The 21,270-nt window shown below is 44.7% G+C and carries 18 protein-coding genes; 12 read left to right on the forward strand and 6 right to left on the reverse strand.

The window, feature by feature from the left end; translation table 11 throughout:
- The first annotated feature begins 2 nt into the window (after nt 1-2).
- The 4 genes from AZI85_RS06210 to AZI85_RS06225 are packed head-to-tail and all read left to right on the forward strand — an operon-like array spanning nt 3 to nt 4,470.
- Nucleotides 3-1,472, forward strand: coding sequence for an ABC transporter ATP-binding protein (locus AZI85_RS06210; protein WP_063243279.1), 1,470 nt, complete (start codon nt 3-5; stop codon nt 1,470-1,472).
- Entirely contained in the window at nt 1,469-2,500 is a 1,032-nt protein-coding gene (locus tag AZI85_RS06215) for an ABC transporter permease (protein WP_063243295.1), read from the forward strand. Before AZI85_RS06210 ends, AZI85_RS06215 begins: the two co-directional genes overlap by 4 nt.
- Nucleotides 2,500-3,378, forward strand: coding sequence for an ABC transporter permease (locus AZI85_RS06220; RefSeq protein ID WP_063243280.1), 879 nt, complete (start codon nt 2,500-2,502; stop codon nt 3,376-3,378). The genes AZI85_RS06215 and AZI85_RS06220 overlap by 1 nt, the downstream gene beginning before the upstream one ends.
- 21 nt (nt 3,379-3,399) lie before the next feature.
- Nucleotides 3,400-4,470 carry a hypothetical protein gene (locus AZI85_RS06225; RefSeq protein ID WP_063243281.1) on the forward strand — a complete coding sequence of 357 codons (1,071 nt, stop codon included), beginning with the start codon at nt 3,400-3,402 and terminating at the stop codon, nt 4,468-4,470.
- Between the two features lie 480 nt (nt 4,471-4,950).
- On the opposite strand, the gene AZI85_RS06230 is transcribed toward AZI85_RS06225, so the two are convergent.
- Complete coding sequence (locus AZI85_RS06230) at nt 4,951-5,598, reverse strand: DUF222 domain-containing protein (protein WP_063243282.1); 648 nt, start codon at nt 5,596-5,598, stop codon at nt 4,951-4,953.
- 699 nt (nt 5,599-6,297) lie between these two features.
- On the opposite strand from AZI85_RS06230, the gene AZI85_RS06235 reads away from it, so the two are divergent.
- On the forward strand, nt 6,298-6,768 hold the full coding sequence (locus AZI85_RS06235) for a hypothetical protein (protein WP_063243283.1): 471 nt from the start codon (nt 6,298-6,300) through the stop codon (nt 6,766-6,768).
- Between the two features lie 170 nt (nt 6,769-6,938).
- Here the strand turns inward: AZI85_RS06235 and AZI85_RS06240 are convergent, their stop codons facing one another.
- Nucleotides 6,939-7,781, reverse strand: coding sequence for an EamA family transporter (locus AZI85_RS06240; protein ID WP_063243284.1), 843 nt, complete (start codon nt 7,779-7,781; stop codon nt 6,939-6,941).
- 184 nt (nt 7,782-7,965) lie between these two features.
- Here AZI85_RS06240 and AZI85_RS06245 point away from each other — a divergent pair, with 184 nt between their 5' ends.
- The gene (locus AZI85_RS06245; RefSeq protein ID WP_063206204.1) at nt 7,966-8,145 is read left to right on the forward strand and encodes a hypothetical protein; all 180 of its coding nucleotides are present in this window, start codon (nt 7,966-7,968) and stop codon (nt 8,143-8,145) included.
- Between the two features lie 141 nt (nt 8,146-8,286).
- Nucleotides 8,287-9,927, forward strand: a complete 1,641-nt coding sequence (locus AZI85_RS06250) for a methyl-accepting chemotaxis protein (RefSeq protein ID WP_063243285.1) — start codon at nt 8,287-8,289, stop codon at nt 9,925-9,927.
- Nucleotides 9,928-9,998: 71 nt separating this feature from the next.
- Here AZI85_RS06250 and AZI85_RS06255 read toward each other — a convergent pair whose 3' ends face one another.
- Nucleotides 9,999-11,093, reverse strand: coding sequence for a hypothetical protein (locus tag AZI85_RS06255; protein ID WP_063243286.1), 1,095 nt, complete (start codon nt 11,091-11,093; stop codon nt 9,999-10,001).
- Between the two features lie 500 nt (nt 11,094-11,593).
- On the opposite strand from AZI85_RS06255, the gene AZI85_RS06260 reads away from it, so the two are divergent.
- The 4 genes from AZI85_RS06260 to AZI85_RS06275 all read left to right on the forward strand — a co-directional run bounded on the left by AZI85_RS06260 (nt 11,594) and on the right by AZI85_RS06275 (nt 17,762).
- The gene (locus AZI85_RS06260) at nt 11,594-12,670 is read left to right on the forward strand and encodes an outer membrane beta-barrel protein (protein ID WP_155723946.1); all 1,077 of its coding nucleotides are present in this window, start codon (nt 11,594-11,596) and stop codon (nt 12,668-12,670) included.
- A 171-nt stretch (nt 12,671-12,841) separates the two neighbouring features.
- Complete coding sequence (gene rnr, locus AZI85_RS06265) at nt 12,842-15,430, forward strand: ribonuclease R (RefSeq protein ID WP_063243287.1); 2,589 nt, start codon at nt 12,842-12,844, stop codon at nt 15,428-15,430.
- A complete protein-coding gene (locus AZI85_RS06270) occupies nt 15,378-16,979 on the forward strand; it encodes an ABC1 kinase family protein (RefSeq protein WP_253720877.1) in 1,602 nt (533 codons plus the stop codon). The genes rnr and AZI85_RS06270 overlap by 53 nt, the downstream gene beginning before the upstream one ends.
- Before the next feature lie 12 nt (nt 16,980-16,991).
- Nucleotides 16,992-17,762: a LysR family transcriptional regulator gene (locus tag AZI85_RS06275; RefSeq protein ID WP_063243288.1), complete on the forward strand. Its 771-nt coding sequence runs from the start codon at nt 16,992-16,994 to the stop codon at nt 17,760-17,762.
- A 5-nt stretch (nt 17,763-17,767) separates the two neighbouring features.
- Here AZI85_RS06275 and AZI85_RS06280 read toward each other — a convergent pair whose 3' ends face one another.
- Nucleotides 17,768-18,931: a hypothetical protein gene (locus tag AZI85_RS06280; RefSeq protein WP_253720878.1), complete on the reverse strand. Its 1,164-nt coding sequence runs from the start codon at nt 18,929-18,931 to the stop codon at nt 17,768-17,770.
- Between the two features lie 206 nt (nt 18,932-19,137).
- On the opposite strand from AZI85_RS06280, the gene AZI85_RS06285 reads away from it, so the two are divergent.
- Entirely contained in the window at nt 19,138-19,506 is a 369-nt protein-coding gene (locus AZI85_RS06285) for a hypothetical protein (RefSeq protein ID WP_063243289.1), read from the forward strand.
- Nucleotides 19,507-19,548: 42 nt separating this feature from the next.
- Here the strand turns inward: AZI85_RS06285 and AZI85_RS06290 are convergent, their stop codons facing one another.
- Both AZI85_RS06290 and AZI85_RS06295 read right to left on the reverse strand, forming a co-directional pair.
- Complete coding sequence (locus AZI85_RS06290) at nt 19,549-20,115, reverse strand: hypothetical protein (protein WP_063243290.1); 567 nt, start codon at nt 20,113-20,115, stop codon at nt 19,549-19,551.
- A gap of 124 nt (nt 20,116-20,239) precedes the next feature.
- A complete protein-coding gene (locus tag AZI85_RS06295; protein ID WP_063243291.1) occupies nt 20,240-21,073 on the reverse strand; it encodes a flagellin in 834 nt (277 codons plus the stop codon).
- Nucleotides 21,074-21,270: the final 197 nt, after the last annotated feature.

Raw genomic sequence — 21,270 nt, forward strand, 5'->3', positions numbered from 1 at the left:
TGATGTCAGTTCCAGCCCTCGAGTTTAAAAAAGTCTCTAAATTCTTCGGCGAAGTCCGCGCCAATACCGATATTTCATTCTTTGTCGAGCGCGGTGCTATCCATGCCATCGTTGGCGAAAATGGTGCCGGCAAGTCGACGGCGATGAAAATCCTTTTTGGCATGTATCGCCCCGATGAGGGCGAAGTTTTTGTGAACGGACAGCAAGTTCACTTTCATTCTCCGATTGATGCCATGGCGGCAAAAATCGGAATGGTTCATCAGCACTTTATGCTCGCAGAACCATTCACCGCTTTGGACAATATTCTTCTACAGCAAAAAGGCTCCGCGTTTTCGCTTCTGCCCAGAGCCTCTCAGAAAAACCGTCTTGAAGAAATCGCGCATCGTTATGGTTTTCAAATAAATCTGGATGCCAAAGTCGAAGATCTTTCTGTCGGTGAACAACAACGCTTGGAAATTCTGAAAATTCTTTCGCAAGATTCTGAGATTTTGATTCTGGATGAACCTACGGCCGTGTTAACTCCCCAAGAAGTCCAAGATCTTTTCGCAAATCTTCGTCGTTTGCGTGAAGAAGGTAAAACTATTCTTATCATCACTCACAAGCTGAAAGAAGTGATGGCGTTGACGGATTCCGTGACGGTCTTCCGTGCTGGTCATGTCGTTGGTCATAAGTGGACTCGCGAAACAAATGCCGAAGAACTTGCCGAAATGATGGTCGGTCGGCGCATTCAGAAACCTCAGGAAAGAAACACGGCAGTTGACCAGGCCAAGACTGTTTTACACTTTGAATCTGTTTCAGGACGACTGGGCAGTCACGGCATTGATGATATCAAACTTTCTGTTCACGCTCGTGAAATCGTGGGTGTCGCGGGAGTTGAAGGCAACGGTCAAGACGTCCTTATTCGAGCGTTGTTAGATAAACAGGCCTTGGAAGATTTTACGGGCAAAGTAACGACGTTAGGTTCCGTGGGATCGTTTCCAGAAGATCGTTTGCGCTTTGGAGTTCTGCCTTCTCGTCCCGTTTACGAAAACTTCATTTTAGGTCAGCACAAGTCCCTGCTTTTCGCTAAGGGACTTTTCCTTAAAACGAAAGAGATCTTGCAAAGAACCAAAGACATCATGAATAAGTATGATATCCGCCCTCACAATGCTCATCTGCCCTTCGATAAAATGTCGGGGGGAAATCAGCAAAAATTGGTCGTGGCACGGGCTCTTCTGCAAAATCCGCAAGTCATTATCGCCGCACAACCCACTCGCGGTGTCGATATTGGAGCCATTGAATTCATTCATAATGAACTCCGCAAATCACGCGATGAAGGGGCCGGAATTCTTCTGATCTCTTCCGAACTGGATGAGCTGATGGCGCTTTCAGACCGTATCGTTGTTCTTTATAAAGGCCGCCTCGTGAAAGAATTTACGCGCGCGCAGTTTGATGAAATTGCTTTGGGTAAAGCAATGGGATGTGGCAATTGAAACGTTTGATCGGATTTGCCATAGGCTTAGTGGCCGCTTTGCTTTTGACGTTCTTTGCGGGTGAAAATCCTTGGAATATTTTTATGATCCTCATGCGCAGTGCCTTTGGCTCGATGTATGATTTGGGTCTGACTTTGTCCTATACAACACCGCTGATTTTCTGCGGGCTTTCTGTGGCGATTTGTTTTCATGCGGGACTTTTTAATATCGGTGCTGAAGGTCAGTTGACGATGGCCGTAGTGACGGCGGCGGCAGTGGGGATCTTACTTCCGCAGATTCCTTTTCCTTTAGCTCCTTTGGTTGCGTTTATGGCGGCCCTTCTTGTTGGTGGCTTTTGGGGTTGGATTGCGGGTTGGTTGCGCGCAGTTCGTGGCAGTCACGAAGTTATTATAACTATCATGCTGAACTTCATCGCTGCCGGTCTTGCGAGTTGGTTCACGCTGAAAGTGATTCCAAATCCGAACTCACAAAGCCCCGAAACGGCGATGGTGTCGGCGAACTATATGTTTAAAGACTATGATTTGATTGCGCGCCTTTTTCCCGATACCCCGGCAAATGCCTCTTTGGGATTTGCGATTGTTTTTGCGATTTTGATGTGGATATTTCTCTGGAAAACCACGTGGGGCTTTGAATTGCGAGCCGTGGGATCTAATCCTGAAGCCGCTCATCGCGCAGGAATTTCTGAAAAGAAAATGCGCATGGTTGCGATGGCGTTGGGTGGAGCTTTAGCTGGTTGTGTGGCTTTGTCTGAAGTTTTAGGAAGTGCGGGTCAATATCGTATCGGTTTTTCACCGGACTATGGATTTATCGGAATTGCAGTCGCCTTGCTTGCGAACAACAATCCTTTGGGAATTATCGCTGCCGCCTTTTTGATGGGCGCTCTTCACAAAGGGGCCTCAGATCTGGATTTAGAAACTTCAACGATCACGCGTGATTTCTCTCGCATTATTCAAGCCTTCATTATTCTTGGTGTTGCGGGACAAGCTTACTGGGAATGGTTGAAGAAAAACCGTAAGAGGAAGTCGTAATGGAATCATTCTCTCTTATTTTAGCTTTGGTATTTGCGACTTTACGATTAGCGACGCCACTTATCTTTGCCGCTACCGGTGGCTTGATGAGTGAACGTTCTGGTATCGTGAACATCGCCTTGGAAGGCTTTATGCTTTTCGGGGCTTTCGCAGGCGCCGTCGCTGGACAGTATTTCGCTTCCGCGTGGCTGGGTTGGGGCGCGGCTTTGATCGCGGGTCTTATTGTTGGCGCTCTTTATGCGCTTTTTGTTATCGAACTAAAGGCCGATCAAATCGTCACCGGTATGGCCTTCAATTTACTGGCGATGGGTGTGATTCCTTTCCTGACGAAGATTCTTTATAACTCAACCGGGACGACACCGGCTTTGTTGGTGGAAGATCGTTTTACTTTTGAACCTTTGCTCATGGCCTTCGTTCTTGTGGGACTTGTTGCGTTCTGGCTTTATAAATCGCGCTCAGGGCTTTGGCTTTTGTTTGCCGGCGAGCATCCTGAAGCTTTGCTCGCCAGTGGCGTGAGTGTGCGTAAAGTTCGTTGGGCGGCGGTTTGTTTTAGCGGCATCTTTGCGGCTTGGGGTGGCGCAAGTCTTTCTTTGTTCTTGTCTTCGGCTTATTCACCGATGATGACAAGTGGTCGTGGATATATGGCGCTAGCGGCTTTGATCTTTGGTAAGTGGAAGCCACTTCCCGCTTTAGCAGCGTGTTTGCTTTTTGCCTTTGCCGACGCGGTTCAGATCCGTTTGCAAGGTGTGCGCTTTGGCGAAACCGAAATTCCAGTTCAGTTTGTTCAAATTCTTCCCTATCTTGTGACTATCATTGCTTTAGCGGGATTCATCGGTAAAAGCCGTGCTCCGAAAGCTTTAGGTCGCGAAGGGTTTTAGTTTTTTAAAAGAGAGGTTTCCATGAAAAGTCTTCTTCTTGTTTTACTGATGGCGACATCCACTCAAGCTTTGGCTTGGGGCGGTCGTGGTCACGATGCTGTCTGCCGCGCGGCGAGTTTCCTAGTGAAAGAACCGGGCCTTAAAGAGTACTTGAAAAACAAACCGCAAATGATGGGCCATCTTTGCAATATGCCGGACTTCTATTGGAAGAGCCTTGGCGGAGAAGCCAATCAACTTGGAAACCCCACTCACTTCATTGATATCGAAGTGATTGGTCTTGACGTGAAAGACATCCCCGTTGATTTCAAAAAATTGACAGCAGATTTCACGGGCAAGCCGAACAAGTTTAAAAACGATGGGTCTACGATTAAGTCCATCCCTCAAGAATTTGGTTCTTCTTGGTGGAGAGCAGATCAGTTCATGCGCATTATCGCAGGACTGCAAAAAGATTTCGCGACGGCGACTCCTCCAGCTAACTTCAAAGAAGAACAGAACAACGAACTTCCGTATAACAAGTTGGCTTACCAAATGGTTGTATCGATGGGTTTGATGGGTCACTTTGTGGGTGATAATGCTCAGCCTTTCCATACTTCTGCAGATTATGACGGCTACGCCGCTGGTCATGGTGGAATTCATGCTTACTTCGAAGACTCTGTAGTGGGTGAATTCGATGGCGACCTGGATGCTTTGGTTCTAAAAGAAGCTCGTGCAATGAAAAATCCAGAGTTCTTAAAACCAAAGACAACGATTGAAAAGATGAAAGTTTTGAGTGTGATTTCCAATAAAGAGATCGCGAAAATCTTGAAACTAGATCCAATCAAAAAGAAATCCGAGCTTAAAAAAGAAAAAGGCATGGAACTTAAAACAGCGGCGGAAAGAGAACCCGCTTCTGTTGCTTTCAAAAAAATGAAACCACTCATCGTAACAGAAATGGCCCGCGGAGCCGTGTTGCTAGCAAATCTGTGGGACGAAGCCTACATCAGCGCCGGCCGCCCGAAGATCGGTGCTTACAAGTCGTATAAATACCCGTTCACCGTAGACTTCGTAGCTCCAGACTACATCGCTCCGGAAGCAGCGACCGAGAAAAAATAATTTTCTTGGTAAAATCGAAGCCCTTCACTCCGCCACGCACTGGTGGGATTGAGGGGCTTTTTGGGGATCATTCAAAGCTCTTCCAATACACTCACGCCGATAGCACCTTACGCGATAGTACCTTTTACACGATACTATTATCACCTATCCTATGTTTCGATCGTGATTTTATAAAACTTCGGCTGGACATCACTCATTTCACCAACTCACATTCGGCGTCGAAAATTATCATCGTGTTGATGAGCTTTTTTCACCAAATATAAACGGTTATCGTTGCGATTTATAACAGGCGCACGTGAAAACATTCGCACTAAATAGAGTATTCAAATAACAGCCTGAGAAGCGACAATGACGTAACTACCAACCTTAGTGTCTTTTTTAAATTTGTCTCAACCTCAATTCTATTTTGCAAAAAGAATAATTCCCTCAATACGTCCTAAACGTATCTCTCGCCACGGCGACATCTCCGTAGCGGCGAAGCTATGCGTTACTGTTCACAAGTGATAGTTTCGGCATTTTTGATTTATTAAATTTTTTTGCAAGTGCCCCAATGACTTCTCCCCAGGAGCCGTCGGAACACACATGCGACAAGAGATCTCGTGCTTTTTGCAAGTCTGCGAACTCTTCCTTAGTTAAGGTTACTTCTAAGCGAACACTTTCATCTGCCTGAGGCTTTAAACTTTCATGCGTTTGAATGGGTTGTTTAAATTCAGCTGCTAAGATCTTTTGGGTTTCAAAGGAATTCTTATTCTCAATCTCTTCTAATATTTTCAGCGTTTTAGCCTCTGAAAGAAACGCGCCTGAGGTTCTTACTTCTTCTTTGATGCACTTTTGAACTTGAGTGAGCTGCGAAAGATTCAATGCTCCCGACTCAAGCTTTTCGGCGACCAAGGGAATTTGTCTCAGCAACCGAGCCGATTGCAAACGCCTGTAAGCGCTCGATTCAGAATAGCCCAGATGTTTGGTTAAATAGGAAAACATCCCGTCATATCCCATGTCAGCGAAGAGTTTGCGAGATTCCATTTCGTTGATATGCAAAAGAATCACATGGGTGATTTTTCTCTCTGTGCGAACAAGCTTTTCTAAGCGCTGAGTAAGTTCCAGATCAGAAATTCTTTTTAAATCCATGGCGTATCCTTTCGTCAAAGGGACAATACCACGACTTTTTAAAAGCAGTTTTCGTGGTTTTTCTGAGCGAAGGTTGCGATAAAAACTGTCGGAGAATCGAGCGTTAAACGCTTACATCGCCTCATACCGAAGACTTCGTATTCCTAACATGAAGCCTCTCACGAAATAATCATTCGCACGATGCTCGCAAAATTAAAAACAACAAAACCTTGGCAAGAAATATTTTGTCAAAATATTAACTCAAAGCTTCAGCGAAGCGGTGTTCGTCAATCTAAATGGCATATATTGATGAGTATGTTGTTGAAGTAGTGATGTGAAGATATTTTGGGGGTAGCGATGTCGAGTGTGAGTGGTGATTGATGAGAGATTGGAATCGGCGGCCACTATCTATCTATCTATCTATCTATCTATCTATCTATCTATCTATCTATCTATCTATCTATCTATCTATCTATCTGTTCGCTACTGCTTCTGAATTTGAGTTCTTCATTAGGATAGTTTCAGTTAGAAGATCATGCTAAAGGTGAGCATCCTACTTAGAGTTAACCTGGGATTTACTGCCGTCTCAATCTGAGATGCGACTACCGATATAGGGCTACTGTCATTTTGCTAAACACTGAAACTCTTCCTATTTCTTTTTAGCGTGGGTACAGCCTTCGCATTTCTTTGAATTGGATAAAATCCACGAGGAGAGAATTTATGAAAAAGCGTGTTTTGTTGGCGATGGCTGTGATTATGGTTTTGGGTTCTGTTAAAGCGATGGCGGAAGAGGTGGATGACATCTCTTTGATGATCACTGAAGGTAAAATTGCGGCGGCTGAAGCAGCTGCAGCGAGTGACCGTTGTATGGAATGTGAAATGAATATTCCTGGAAAATTGGACGCTGCGGAACTCAATATGAATTTGATCACGATCGAAACTCAAATCAAAGAAATGGAAAAAATGCAGGACGAAATCAGTGATATGGAAAATACCAATGGCCTCATGAGTGCATTGGGACAAACTATCACAACTGCCGAAGCAGTTCGTAAAGAGATCGATCGTTCAGCTGATTTGGATAAATCTCGTCAACTAGTGGGAGAACTTACTAAAACAATCAGAGAGTTCAAAGCCCAACTTCCAAGCAATCAAATCCGTGGTTTGAAAGTTCACCACGAATTGTCTTACTAATTAATTCAGCATTTCAAAAAATACCAAACCCCGGTCTTCTCGGCCGGGGTTTTCTTTATATTTCCTGCTGCTGGAAAGCGTTTTTAAGTTCTAATCTTAGAAACACGGGATTTAGATTTTTAGAGGATTAGAACCTAGCTTAGCGAATTAGCTGGCTTAACTTAACCAACCTACTTCGCAGTAGCCGTACTCCCCGCCGAAGCGGCGATGATACATGCCACCGCTACTGATTGAGTCAGAGTCAAAGATTCATTTAGCATCACAAAGCCTGCGAAGATGGCTACCACCGGTTCCATGCTCATCAAGATGCCGAAGGTTTTAGTGGGAATGTTGGTCATGGCTTTCATTTCTAGTGAGTAGGGAATGGCGCTGGAGAGAAGAGCGATAGCTAGGCCCATCGGTAGTAACGAGGGATCTAGGATTTGTTTTCCGTTGAAAATGAAGCCTGCGGGGACCGTCACTAGAGCGGCGAACCACATGCCCCAGCTTGTTGTCTGAAGACTGCCCGTAGCTTTTGAAATCTTTTTTCCGAAGACGATGTAAAGCGCCCAGAAGAAGCCTGCGGCTAAAGCGAGGAAAACGCCTAGGCCATCAAGTGCCGCGGTTGAAGAAGAAGCCACCGGCAGTAACATGTAGATACCTGCGCCCGCTAAAGCCACCCACAAAATATCCCAGGACTTTTTTGAAGAAAACAAAGCGACGCTCAAAGGTCCGACGAATTCAACGGCGACGGCGATGCCGAGGGGAATTCTTTCTAACGAAAAATAAAAGAGAAGATTCATCGCGCCTAGGGAGATTCCGTACGCCGCGATGGGAAGAATCTCTTTTTTGGAAATCTTATGTTTCCAAATTTTTGCGACGACAGAAAGTACTAGAGCTGAAATGAAAACGCGCAAGGCCGTCGCACCGGCAGCGCCAGCAAGTGGGAAGAGTTGTTTCGCAAAAGATGCTCCGAACTGAATCGAAAACATGGCGATCAAAAGCAAACCTAGTGACGAATACAGCGACTTCAAGATCGACTACTCCTTATACAGTGGCGCGCGATGTCGGTCACCGTCTGTCACTGTGATCTCACTCTGAGAATCGAAACTTCTAAGTGTTTGAAGCCTCGTTCAAGCGTTCTCAAAGCAAGTCACATTTTTTGGCACATTCCTCGCACTAGGGATAGATATACAACTTGTTACGAAGGAGTTCAAAATGACAATCACAAAAATCATCACAGCAGCAATCATCACTTTGTCAGCAGCTTCTTCTTTCGCAGGTACAAAATGTGACCATAAAGATCTTGGTGGTCGTTTCAGCCACACAAATCCTCCTGCAACTCAAACTCAAGTTGTTAAAACTGCTACGACTTCTACTTACACTGGTGCTCGCTAATATTATTTGATAAATATGAACGTCTCTTTCTAAGACATTCGTTCCTTCGTTTCCCCTACTAACATCCTTAAGCATTTCCATTTTTTAACCGAGATAATTGGGCGCCTCAGTAAACCAATTACATAAAACAGGTCGGTTGAAATGAAATCTTGGCTTCGCGGTATCAAAGGTAAGTTATTCTTTTCTGCAGTGATTCCCCTCTTCGGATTCATCGCGCTTGGCTATATCTCTTATGCTAGCTTTTCTTCTTTAGGCGGCCTGCTGAATGACGCCTATGTGAATATCATTCCCAACTTAAAAGCAGTTGATAATATCGAAGGAGCACGAGCACGCATCGGTCAGTACCTTTGGGGCTCGATGGCCAATAAAGATGTTCCGAAGCATCGTGGAGATTACGTCAAAAAGGCCCGCGTGGCCGTGAAAGAATATCTAGATGCCGTTGCCGACTATGAGGACACGACTTTTCAGCCTGGCGAGCAAGATATCTACGCCAACATGAAGCACCTCAATGGTGAATACATTGCCGAGGTGAATAAGTTTATCGACGTGCTGGAAAAAGGTTCGGATGAAGACCTTCTTAAAGCCCGCGAGCAAATGACTGGTGGTCCTTACTTAGCCCACTCAACCCAAATCAAAAAAACAGCGGGCGAAATTATCGCTCTTTACGAAAAGCTTGCTAAAGAGAAGAACGAGTTTCAGAAAGCGGAAACGAAGAACGCTCTCACCTGGTTGGCCGTCATTGGCTGTTCTTCTGCTGCACTCGTGTTCTGTATCCTTTTATTTGTCGCAAACGCTTTAAGCAAACGTGTGAGCAGCGTCGTTAACAAGCTCTCGGATGCCGGGATGCAAGTGAACCAAGCTATTAATCAATTGTCTTTGGCCGGACAAAGTCTGTCCCAGGCTTCAACGTCCTCGGCGGCTTCTCTAGAAGAAACCGTAGCTTCGTTAGAAGAAATGACTTCGATGGTGAAACTGAATTCAGACAACGCCAAACAGGCTGCGAGTCTGGCTGTGACATCTCGTACAGCGGCAGAAGATGGTGAACGCGAGATTAAGAACCTCGTCACGTCTATGCACGACATCTCTCAATCTTCGAAGAAAATTGAAGAGATCATCAACGTGATCGACGACATCGCCTTCCAAACAAACCTATTAGCTTTAAATGCGGCCGTTGAAGCTGCCCGTGCAGGCGAGCAAGGTAAAGGCTTTGCCGTGGTTGCCGATGCCGTTCGTACTTTGGCCCAAAGATCGGCATCAGCGGCAAAGGACATCACAAGCCTTATTAAAGACTCTGTAGAAAAAATTGAAAATGGGACCGAGATCGCGGACCGTTCGGGGAGTGTCTTAAATAACATCGTCACTTCGATCAAGAAAGTGTCGGATCTGAATAATGAAATATCTGCTGCAAGTTCTGAACAGACCACAGGTATTCAGCAAATTAATAAAGCCATGAATCAATTGGATCAGGGATCTCAGTCGAATGCCGCTTCTTCAGAAGAAATTGCGTCGACAGCCGAAGAGATCTCGTCTCAGTCCAATCAAATGCAGCTACTGGTGAAAGACTTAAATGGCTATGTAACAGGTCAGACGGAAGTGATAGAAACTGTTGCAGAAAAAACTGAATCTAAGAAACAAAAACCAAAGACACAGGCGGCGGGCTCAAAGGTAATAAAATTCAAACCACCGCAAAAAGTAGCGAAGCCTACGGAGGCCGCAGAAGTCATTCCATTTGATAATGAAGATGAACCCAGAGCCAAGGTTGGAACAACCGACGGGTTCTAAATCAAAGATGCACAAATAAAAAAAGCCCAGGTTCCCCTGGGCTTTTTAGTTTCACATGAGTGAAGCTTCAATTACTTAACGATGTCGCCAACGTATTTGAAACCAACAGTGATGATGTTTTTTGTAGTATCTTCAGCAGCTGGAGCTTCGAAATCGTCTTTGATTGAAGTGTAAGCTACGTGATAGCGGAAAGCATCTTCAGCTTTTGGTACGATTTCCAAAGCAACTGCGAATGCATTGCGTTTGAAGTTATCGTTGTCAGCAACTTTGTCTGTAGACATTTCGTACTTAAGAACTGGAACCCACATACCCATTTTGTAACGAGCTTCTACGAAAGTAGAAGTAGTTTCAGACTTAGTGTCAGTTACGTTCTCTTTATCAGAGTTAGCAAGGTACTCAAGATCAACAGTCAAATTTTCCATTGGAGCCAAACGGAAGCCAGCACCTAGGAAAGTTTGTTCGTGACCAGCAGCAACTGTGTCAGCGGCACCGATAGTGTAGCTCAAGTAAGTTTGAACCATTTTATCAGCAAATGAACCCCAATATGCCAAGCCCATAGTGTGGCGCTTGTTAACAGAAGTCAAAAGCTCGCTGTCTGAGTTTGTTTGGTTAGCCAATTGGAACTCAACTTTATGATCTGGAGTGATAGTGTAAGCAGCAGCAACACCAGACATATTTTCAGGAGTTACAACTGCACCTTCACTTTCAGAACCAGGAGTCGCACCAAGAAGACGGCCGCCTTCGCCACCATTAGCCAATGAAGTAAGGTAAGTATCGCCATCGTAGAAAGCACGACGCTCGAAACCACCAACATTCATCCACATTTTACCAGCTGTAAATGTGAAGTTGTCCATTGGTTTAGAGATAGTCAAATGCTCAACAAACTTATCAACAGTCATAACTTTTTGAGCACCACCTGGGAATGTAGGATCAGCCACGAAAGAACGAAGGTTCAAACCAGCGTCGATAGTAGCGTCACCAACCATGCCAGTTAGGTACAAACGAGCTACGTTTGGTTGGAAAAGTGAAGTTCCTGCCGTTTCTGCGCCGTCAGCCGCATCATAAGCTGGAGTGTTGTTGTAATCTGAACGTACAACGAGTTTGATACCCGCGAACGCGTTAGTAGCCGCAACTGTCACAGCTGCCATTACTAAAAGTTTTTTCATTGTTGCATCCTTTCGTTTCGTTGCAATCTTAGAACTCTTTTAAATCCATTAAAAGTTGTAACCGTATACATAAAAAATGCTAATGATGAGCTAGTCCAAGATCAACAACAAAAATTTTACGAGCCTTTCCTCATCACCGAAAAACTCATCAATAAGTTTCTTCATGTGGTTTCAAATCCACAGGTCGTGCTCTTACTTTTTTCTTTTTTTTGATGTGATTTTTTCGAACTTTTTATTTCGATGAAATCCGCAACAGTTGTGGATTTCATCGCGAAGAACCGTGTTCAAAAATTTCCACGAAAAATTTTTAGTGATGCGATTCCGCTACCGTTTGTTGGTCCAATTTATTTTGCGAAATTGGACATTTGACGCGAAATTTCAATTTAGAGTTGGCGCACTAGATCATGGTCTAGTTTATATCTTTTTACGTTACAGAAACTAGACCTAGGTCATATCCTTTTCAGCACTGAAATACTCAGAACCTATATAAAGGAGTTCATGTGAAACTTTTGAGAGTCGTCTTATTGGGATGCTTAATTGCGGGTGCAAATGCACACGCCGCAGACCTTGCCGGAATCACCGTCAACGGTGAGGTGGCATTTGATTATAACTTTTTGTCTACAAAAAATGTCGGCATTCCAAACACGGGTGCGGCAACGAATGAAACTTATCGTCTTAATTCGGCTCAAATTCTTCTAAAAAAAGAAACAGATCAAATCAACTTCTTGGCTCGTTTAGCTTATCTTCCAACATCTGTAGTTACTACAGCGGCTCCCGAAACTAAAACGACGTATAATTTAGGAACTTTGGATCAAATCGAAGCTTATTATAAAGTCACTCCTCAATTTCACATTGGGTTTGGTCGCTTCCTAACAACAATGGGCTATGAGTCTTTATTAAAGTCAGAGAACTCTACTTATAATAATACAATCGCTTACCAATCTATCGTTCCAGGATACGGAGAGGGTTTACGTCTTCGTTACATCGCGGGCGACTGGTTGACAGCGACGCTTTCTACTTACAACCAATCTACTTACAGCGCTTGGGGCGATGACTATGCGCCAACAAAAACCACAGAGCTTTCTGCAACGGGTGTTCTTGGTCGTCTTACTTGGTTCGGTGGATACTATTTAGGAACAGACTCTGGAGCGACTGCGAAAGTTGAAAAATCGGCATCGAGCGTTTGGGCCGCTTATAAATTTGCTGATAACTTCTCTTTAGCTATTACTTATGATTCACGCACATTCACTCCAGACGGCGAACATGCGCACTGGGCAGATTCAACAAGTGCTGTTCTTTCTTATGGTTTGAACCAACACAACTTGGCACTACGTTACGAAATGGTTCGCGGCGCCAATGAACTTGTTGATCCTGTGACAGCGGCTACTTATGGAAACGCTGACAAGGTGAATTCTTTGACCGTGACTGATAAGATCGCTTTGACAGAAAACTTCAAAGTCTATGCAGAATATCGCATGGATCAAGCTGACGAAGATGTTTTCGCTGATGAAGATGGAAACGCGAACAGCAAGAAAGACGCCAGCATGATCACGCTCGGCGCGATCGCAAGCTTCTAAAATAGCTTTTGCCACACAAAAGGGCCTCATCAGAGGTCCTTTTTTTTTATTACAACGCCTCTTCTTGAAAGTCTTCGGAAGGTCCTGCGACAAGAACGAAAGACAAACAAGAAACTCCTTTTCCGATTGGGAACTTGTGCTACCCTAAAGAAAAGGAAGTAAGCCTAGACAATGCAAAAGAAAAAACTCCTCAACGGCACAATCAAAAGACATCCCGACGGATTCGGATTCTTTATTCCTGACGACCCTGAACATCCTGACGTGTACATTCCTCGACACTCGATGGAAGGGATCATGACCAACGACAAAGTAGCCGTTGAAGTCTTTCCTGAAAAAGGCACTGAACGCTTCCGTGGCGAAATCATCCGTGTTTTAAATCGTGGAACTAAAACTGTTGTCGGCCGCTTCTATCGTATGAACGACAGAGTTGGCGCCATCCGCGATGAAGGCAAAGGCTGGGGCCAAGACCTTAAGATCAAGCTGGAAGACTCATTAAATGCCAAAGACAAAGAATTGGTCGCGGCCGAGATCCTGACTTATCCTGACGAAGGAAAAACCTTTACGGGCAAAGTCACTGAAATTATCGGGGACGCTTTAGATCCTTTGACTGATATTAAACGCGTCATCCGTTCGAATAATATTCCCTTAGAGTTTTCCAAAGCGACGCTTGAAGAAGCTTCCCACTTTAGCGAACTTCCAGACGAAAAAGACTTCAAAGGCCGTGTCGACCTTCGCGACAAGAATTTGATTACTATCGACGGAGCCACAGCCAAAGACTTCGACGATGCGGTCTATGTAGAAACGACAGAAGAAGGTTTTCTTCTTTACGTCGCAATTGCCGACGTCAGCCACTACGTAAAAATTGGAAGTGCCATTGATAAAGACGCTTACGAGCGCGGCACTTCCGTTTATTTCCCGAATTATGTCGTTCCGATGCTGCCAGAGGTTCTTAGTAACGGACTTTGTTCGTTGAATCCTCACGTTCCCCGCCTGTGTTTAGTTGCGGAAATGCTCTTTGATTTCACCGGCGAACTTAAAACTTCGAAATTTTATGAAGCCGTGATGGAAAGTAAAGCGCGAGTCACCTATGGTGAAGCGCAAGAAATTATCGATGGGGCGGACATCGAAAAGTTCAGTCATGTTAAAGGAAACATTATTCTTTTAGCAGACTTAGCTAAGATCCTGATGGCGAAGAGATTTAAAGAAGGCTCTTTAGATCTAGAAATTCCAGAAACAGAATTGGTTATTGATGGCGCAGGTGTTCCTGTCGACATTCAACGTTCCGAGCGCCTTTTTTCACATCGTTTGATCGAAGAAATGATGCTCGCTGCGAACGTGGCGGTCGCAAAATTCCTATCCAGTCGCAATATCCCTGCAATGTATCGTATCCATGAACCACCGAATGAACAGGCGATTGCTCTTTTAGAGAAATACCTGGCGAACTTCGGCGGCAAGGTGAAATTGAACCAAGGTAAGTTGCAAAAGCGCCTTACGAAAGCTTTGGAAGAGTTTGAAAACCGTCCTGAAGCTCAGATCCTGAATATCCTGACATTAAGATCGATGAGCCAAGCCAAGTACAGTATGAACAACGTGGGCCACTTTGGCTTGGGTTTTGAGTTTTACACTCACTTTACCTCACCGATTCGTCGCTATCCTGACTTGATCGTTCACCGACTCATTAAGAATCAAGTGATGCCGCAATCACGCTATCGCTTAATGAGCGAGGATGACTTGTCATCTGCTTCGACAATTCTTTCAGCGGCTGAACAACGTTCAACAAAAGCAGAAAGACAGATTCATTCTATTAAAAAAGCCCGCTTCATGGAAAAGTTCGTGGGGCAGGAATTCGACGGTATGATCAGCTCTGTCGCCAAGTTCGGTGTCTTCGTTCTTCTGCGCGAATATGATGTCGATGGTTTGATTCGTTTAGATGATCTAGGCGGAGACCGTTACGAATACGACGAAGAAAATCTGCGCTTGGTAGCGCGAAAATCCGGCTTTAGTTACAGCATCGGTGACATGATTCGCATTCAAGTCGCGGCCGCCGATCCAGAACTAGGTCAAATCAACTTCCTTCCTGCAGGTGTCGAGCTTGAAGAAGAAGATGAAGAGATGACCGATGCCGAAGTGTCTGCTGACAAGTTTCTTAAAAAACTTCACGATCAAAATCGTCAGCAACGCCCCGGAAGAAGAGAAGATAATCGTCCAAAACAGTCCGCTTCTGGCCGTAAAGAGCGCGGAGGTGAACGTAGTGACCGAGGTCGCGGCGAACGTGATCGCGATCGTGATCACAAACGAGATCGCGATGAAAAGCCGTTCAAAAAAGAAGGCTTTAAGAAAGATCCGAAGAAGCAGTCTTCCCGATTTTTTGCAGACACCCGCCAAGAACGTGAGGGGCAAGCTCGCAAAGTTGAAAAAGCGGAAAGAGCCCATGGATTTAAACCGCAGCCACGTGAGGACGATGAACAGCGTGGACCGAATCAAGATCTACTGAACATGATCCTTGGTCCAGAGAGATATCGTGGTCCCAACGACGACACCTCTGCTAAAGACAAGCCCAAGCTCAGTAAGAAATTGATGTTTGCCGAACAGTCTAAACTTCGTGATAATGACAACTATTCGGAGATGAATAGTGACAGCCTTAAAGACCGGAAGCCAGATCGGCAAAACACTAAAAAACGCGGCGAGACTTCGAACGATCGTCGGGGTGTTCGCAAAGCACGGGTTTCATCAGGTCGCGGAAAAGGTAAAACTCGGTAAATTCATTATCGAGCGCCTGAACTCAAGCTCTGACATCGAAGCTCTTTCGATGCCAGAGCGCATGAGAATCAGCTTTGAAGAACTAGGTCCCACTTTCGTAAAATTAGGCCAGCTTTTAGCAAGTCGCCCCGATCTTGTTCCCGAAGAATACGTCACTGAGTTTGAAAAGCTTCACGATCGCGTTCAACCCCTCAAATTTGAAACTGTTGAAACCGTTCTTCGTGAAGAATTTGGAAGTTCTCTTTATCAAAGATTTGCAAGCATTGATCCTGAACCTCTGGGTTCAGCAAGTATCGCCCAGGTTCATAAAGCGCGGTTGGCCACAGGTGAAGACGTTGTTATCAAAGTGCAACGGCCAGGCATTATTCAAACCATCAACGATGATTTGAATGTTCTTTATCTTCTAGCAGACTTGCTGGTGACATACATCCCAGAAACTCGCCCTTACAATCCGGTGGGCATCGTCGATGAATACTTCCGCACCCTCGATTTAGAAACAAACTTCGTGGTTGAGGCCAATAACATCCGTCGCTTTCAAGAAAATTTCGCGGGCAGCGAACACATCAAAATCCCGAAAGTTTATTTAGATTATACGACGGAACGAGTTCTGGTCATGGAAGCCCTTGCAGGAATTCCATTAAGCCAGGAAGGCGCTTTACAACAAGCAAACATCGATCCTAACGAAGTCATTCGAAGAGGCCTTCGAGCTTATCTGAAAATGGTTTTCGAAGACGGGCTTTTCCACGGCGATTTGCACGCCGGGAATTTCTTTATTATGCCTGACAATCACATTGGTTTGATTGATTTCGGTGTCGTTGGCCGTCTTAACAATCGCACTCAAGCGTCTATTGCAAACATGCTTTTAGCTCTTTCTAAAGAAGACTACGAGCGCCTTGCCTATGAGTACGTGGATTTAGCTCCGTTTACGGATCGCGTGAACATCGATCTTTTCGCCAAAGATTTGCGAGAATTGATCGCACCGTATTTCGGTTTAACGCTAAAAAACGTCAATCTGGGAAAGATCCTGATGAAATCATCAGGGATCGCAGCGACACACCACTTGCATGTTCCCACCGACCTCATGCTCTTTTTCAAATCCATTGTTTCAATTGAGGGCATGGGCCGCAAAATTCATAAGGACTTTGATTTCCTTCAGTACTCTTTAGAGTTTGCTGGAGAGCTTGCGAAAACAAAGTTCGGACCTGAAAGAGTCATGAACGACATGACTCAAATGGCTCGAGAGTCCAAAGCATTTTTAAATTCTTTACCGCGCCAGTTGAATTTCTTTTTAAGAAAGATCAATAGCCCCGAACACTCCTTCAGCTTAAAAGTGGGAGAGATCAAAGAACTCAAACGTTCTGTTGAAAGTTCATCGAATTTACTTTTCTTAGGTCTGATCATCGGCTCGTTGATCTTAAGTTCGTCGTATATTTTTGTACACGACACCGGAAGACATATCGCTGGAATTCCGATGATGAGCTTCGTGGGTTATATCATCGCGGGTCTTTTGGGCATGATTTCATTTCTTAATTATATTCGTAAACCTTAATGTGAGGCCAGAATGCAGCAGTTGTATTACGAACTTAGTGTCTTAGCCAAAGCCGTTAACTTTAAGAATCTGTCTGCCGCCGCTTTACACGTGGGTTTAAGTCAACCACAGCTTTCACGCATTATTGCAAAAATCGAAGACGAACTTAAAATCGTTCTTCTAGATCGTTCTGCCAAAAGAAAATCGGGATGGACGACAGTAGCATTTCAGCTTTCCGAAATTTTTGAAAAGTCCATCCGTCGTCTGGAAACCGAGCTTCAAGGCATCAGCAACAATCAAATGGTGGGTGAGCTGCACATCGGAACCCTAGAGGGACTTTCTGATTTTGCTCTGAATACGTCTCGCTTGTGCTTTGAAGAAGTGGGTGTGAAAAAGATCACTCTAGATATTTTCGATCTGAATGAACTTGAAGCCAATTTCCTTTCTGGAAACTTAGATTTGATATTCACTTCCAAGACCCCAGGCCGTCAGAAATTTAAGTACCTGGCAGAACTTGGATTCCAAAGACTGGACAGAATTGAATCTTCGAAAAAATTCGCTGTTTTAAGTTCCTTTGAATACGGTCGTGCGAATAAAAAGGAGCTTGAGGCCTACCCTCACCTTTTTGTTTCAAACTCTTTAGCTATGCGCAGAGCTTGGTTTGATAAGCATGGTGGAACAGGACACTTACCGACAGAGGCAAAAAAAGGCCGCGCAAAAGACGCTGAGCCTGTGATGATGATTGGCTCAGAGCTTTTAAGTCCGGTGCTTTGGGAAAATCTTACGCAAGCAATTGAAGACTAAGGCCGTTATTTACGGCCTTTTTTTAGGTTGTAATCTTGATTCAACATATCTGCCACTTCCGCAGACTCATTGATTACACGCTGACTGATGGACACATGTTCGTTAAAATAACCGAAACCACGAATCATGCGAGTATTCCACATATCAGGCGTTACATTCTTAAGATCATATTTTACGTTTTTATAGATCTCTGAATCCCACAACTGATCCGCTTTTAATCCAGAGCGGTTGTCTAAAACCCAACGAATCGCAGGTTGAGCTACGTGACAACTCACGCAATCCAAGTTTTCAGGATTGAAGTTCTTCGGGTTTTCAACTCGGAAAGCCGCACGAACTTCATTGCGGATCATCTCTTCAGTGCCCTCACCCAAACGTGCTGATTCAGCGACTAGATAGTTAAAAGTATTTGCGCCTTTGGGAGCCGGAGAAATTCCTCCGCCAGAAAAATGATCAAAAGGAATCGCCGTGTTCACAAAAGCCTGGGAAGTGCGACCATTCAAACGAGGAACCGGGAACATATCCATGGCTCCATTTTCATAAGAAAAACCCGCGAACGCCCACATATCACCGGCTCCGCGCAAAACCATCACCGTCGCACGTGAAATATTTCCTAGGCCCGCATACTTTTTGATAACCGCATTGAAGTCTTGCAAAGAAGCACTTTGATCGCCTTCATTCGCCCAAGCTGGGTGCACTTGCAACGGAACGTACTGAGTGTTTGCAGGATATTTTTTCTTCCAAGCCGCCAGATCTTTCAACAAAGATTTAAATTCGTCGTCCGTCAAAACATAGAACGTGTGAACAGCGGCGTCGACGGATTGAATAGTTCCACGACGAGTGAGTTCGAAAGGCTGCCATACAAGACGAATTTGTTTTTGGCAGGATTGCGGAGTGGGCAGTGGAAAACAAGGATCGATACGAACGGCAACAACCTTGATGGCTTGGGCCGTTTGTTCACGGTTCATGTGCAAAGCTAGCGGAGGCATACGCTCAAGCATGGAAGCTGTTAAAAGAGCTCCCCCTTTACCCATGTCTTGAGTTCCTAAAAGACCATTTGCGGAAGCCTCTTTCGGTAAAGGCATCAGGTAAGAGACGTCATTAAGGTCCCAGGCCGCCTGCGCTTGCAGAGCCCATGTCACAATAAAAGCTAAAACGAATTTCATTCCCATTAGGTGCCTTTCCGCCCTTAGTAATTCAACAAGATTCGAATCCACCTAGGGCTAAATCCTCTAATTGAAAAGGCGTTGAAAGGCGCCTTGCTCCATGAGTTTCCATAATTCAAACATCGAATAACAAGTTTCCTGTTAAGGAGTTTCCTTTCATCCAGAGTCTTGTTACACAGCGTCACATTGAAAAAACAATTAAAGGAGATCCTATGAAAAAAGCCTTCGTTCTAACTATTCTTCTAACAGCGTCCCTCGCACAAGCGGACAGCAAACTTTCACCGAAAAAAGCACAGTGCCTTGAAGCGGCGTCTGAAGCTATCGTTCAATATTTATCTGATGCGGCTTCCGTTACAGACTACGAAATCCTTCGAAATAAAAAAGGTCAGCCCGAAGAGATAACCAGTGCCACAGAGCAAACCTCTTACGTTCTAACTGAAATTTACAAGTTGGATAATGGGAACGAACTGATTGTGTACGGTGATGAGTCCATGTTCATTCATGCGGAAATGGCTGCCCGTGGAAAAACTTGTCAAACAGTGGATATCAGCACAGCCCAAAACGACCAAGACTGGGAATAAGAATCTGGGAAAGAGGATCAAAAAACCTCTTTCCCAAAATTTTTAAAGGCAGTAGTTGTTTTCGCGGAAGTAACGCTGGCAGAAACTTCCACCGTTTTGGCAGTCGTTAGAGTTGTTGGACCAATAAGTTGCCGAACGGGAACAAACTTTACGACCTCCGTCTTTGACGTTGGCGATGAATTCACCTGATGCAGTCGTTTTACCGTTCTTAGTGATCTTGAAAGTCAGATTATTTTTTCCTGGATTCAAAAGAGGACGTTGCAATAAAGTCGCTATCCACAGATTGATCTGCTTCTTGCTTTTTCCTTTGTTGGTATCATAGTCGACAGTTTTCGTTCGTTGTGAGCCATCTTCGTGACGTGCCGTTAAAACCACTTCATCACCAGCAACACCTGCGGGACCCACGAAATAGTCATACTCCCCCGATAGCAAAATCTCCTCACTGCAACGAAATGCCCCTGAAGATGGACCTCCACCACTAGCGTGGCAATGAACATAGATATTTCCTTGAGATAAAACCGCCGTGCGCTCATTTCCATTTTTAAAGCCCACTTCAGCCTGAGAAGAAAAAGCCCCTAATAGGATCGACAACACCAGTACGAATTTCATAAAGCTCTCCTTGCTGTATTTCACTTTTGCACTGAGAGCTTTCGAGATCAATGGTGAAGTAAGATAAAAATAAAAAAGGCCGCCCCGAAGGAGCAGCCTTTTATGAACTTATATATTTTGACAATTAGCCTAAAAGTTTGAGTGCCAATTGTTGCGACTGATTTGCTTGACCCAGTACAGAAACCCCTGCCTGCAACAAGATATTATTTCTTGTCATCTCAGAAGTCTCGGCGGCAACGTCAGTGTCTCGGATTCGCGAGTTGGCTGCTGACAAGTTTTCATCCGCGATCAACAAGTTGTTTGATGTTGATACTAGACGATTTTGTAGCGCACCAAAGTTTGCACGAATCGCATTCACCGAAGTCAATGCCTGGTCGATCACATCCAAGCTCAGTTGAGCTCCTTCCTTTGTACCTACTGATTCAGCCGTCAATCCCAAGGCATCTACAGAGGCGTTGGCAGCACCAGAGTTAAAGCTGATTCTGTCACGGAAAGGGTCGTTGTTTACGCCGACCTGAATATCAATCATTCCACCTGTGCCGTTAAGTAATTCGTAACCGTTGAAAACTGTCGCTTCAGTGATACGCTGAATCTCGGATTTCAACTGTTGATACTCAACATCCAAAAACTTTCTTTCTGTTTCACCAATCGTGTCAGACGAAGCTTGTACACCCAATTCTCTTAAACGAATGAGCATATTTGAAACTTCGTTCAAGCTGCCCTCTGCGACCTGCACAAGAGAGATACCGTCGTTGGCATTTCTATTGGCTTGTCTTAAACCTCTGATTTGTCCTTTGAGGTTTTCACTGATCGCAAGACCTGCGGCGTCGTCCGCTGCTTGATTGATTCTCATTCCAGAAGCCAATCTTGCCATTGAACGATTTGAGTTGATTTGCGTCATGTACAAATTCTTTTGTGCATTCAACGCTGCCACATTGGTACCGATTCTTAATCCCATTCTATCCTCCGTGCTTCATAGTTCTTCCTCCGTGAAAAGTTGCCATCCATTGGCATAAGGCGCGATCCGTGCACCTGTTAAATTAATAAACGGAACTTGCGATACAAGGTTCCACCAAACTTTTCGGAAAAAAATAGCAACTGCTCGAGTCCAGATTTTTTCTTTTATTTTTATTTTTCAGGAAATTTTTTATTTTT

Origin of the sequence: Bdellovibrio bacteriovorus, assembly GCF_001592755.1 — a bacterium.
Taxonomy (GTDB): domain Bacteria; phylum Bdellovibrionota; class Bdellovibrionia; order Bdellovibrionales; family Bdellovibrionaceae; genus Bdellovibrio; species Bdellovibrio bacteriovorus_E.

Bases quoted from the DNA above. Each gene is read 5' to 3' on its own strand.
- AZI85_RS06235 (WP_063243283.1), top strand. From the start codon at position 6,298: ATGAAAAAGCGTGTTTTGTTGGCGATGGCTGTGATTATGGTTTTGGGT.
- AZI85_RS06220 (WP_063243280.1), top strand. From the start codon at position 2,500: ATGGAATCATTCTCTCTTATTTTAGCTTTGGTATTTGCGACTTTACGA.
- AZI85_RS06295 (WP_063243291.1), bottom strand. From the start codon at position 21,073: ATGGGATTAAGAATCGGTACCAATGTGGCAGCGTTGAATGCACAAAAG.
- AZI85_RS06275 (WP_063243288.1), top strand. From the start codon at position 16,992: ATGCAGCAGTTGTATTACGAACTTAGTGTCTTAGCCAAAGCCGTTAAC.
- rnr (WP_063243287.1), top strand. From the start codon at position 12,842: ATGCAAAAGAAAAAACTCCTCAACGGCACAATCAAAAGACATCCCGAC.
- AZI85_RS06255 (WP_063243286.1), bottom strand. From the start codon at position 11,093: ATGAAAAAACTTTTAGTAATGGCAGCTGTGACAGTTGCGGCTACTAAC.
- AZI85_RS06225 (WP_063243281.1), top strand. From the start codon at position 3,400: ATGAAAAGTCTTCTTCTTGTTTTACTGATGGCGACATCCACTCAAGCT.
- AZI85_RS06285 (WP_063243289.1), top strand. From the start codon at position 19,138: ATGAAAAAAGCCTTCGTTCTAACTATTCTTCTAACAGCGTCCCTCGCA.
- AZI85_RS06210 (WP_063243279.1), top strand. From the start codon at position 3: ATGTCAGTTCCAGCCCTCGAGTTTAAAAAAGTCTCTAAATTCTTCGGC.
- AZI85_RS06245 (WP_063206204.1), top strand. From the start codon at position 7,966: ATGACAATCACAAAAATCATCACAGCAGCAATCATCACTTTGTCAGCA.
- AZI85_RS06250 (WP_063243285.1), top strand. From the start codon at position 8,287: ATGAAATCTTGGCTTCGCGGTATCAAAGGTAAGTTATTCTTTTCTGCA.
- AZI85_RS06230 (WP_063243282.1), bottom strand. From the start codon at position 5,598: ATGGATTTAAAAAGAATTTCTGATCTGGAACTTACTCAGCGCTTAGAA.
- AZI85_RS06290 (WP_063243290.1), bottom strand. From the start codon at position 20,115: ATGAAATTCGTACTGGTGTTGTCGATCCTATTAGGGGCTTTTTCTTCT.
- AZI85_RS06280 (WP_253720878.1), bottom strand. From the start codon at position 18,931: ATGGGAATGAAATTCGTTTTAGCTTTTATTGTGACATGGGCTCTGCAA.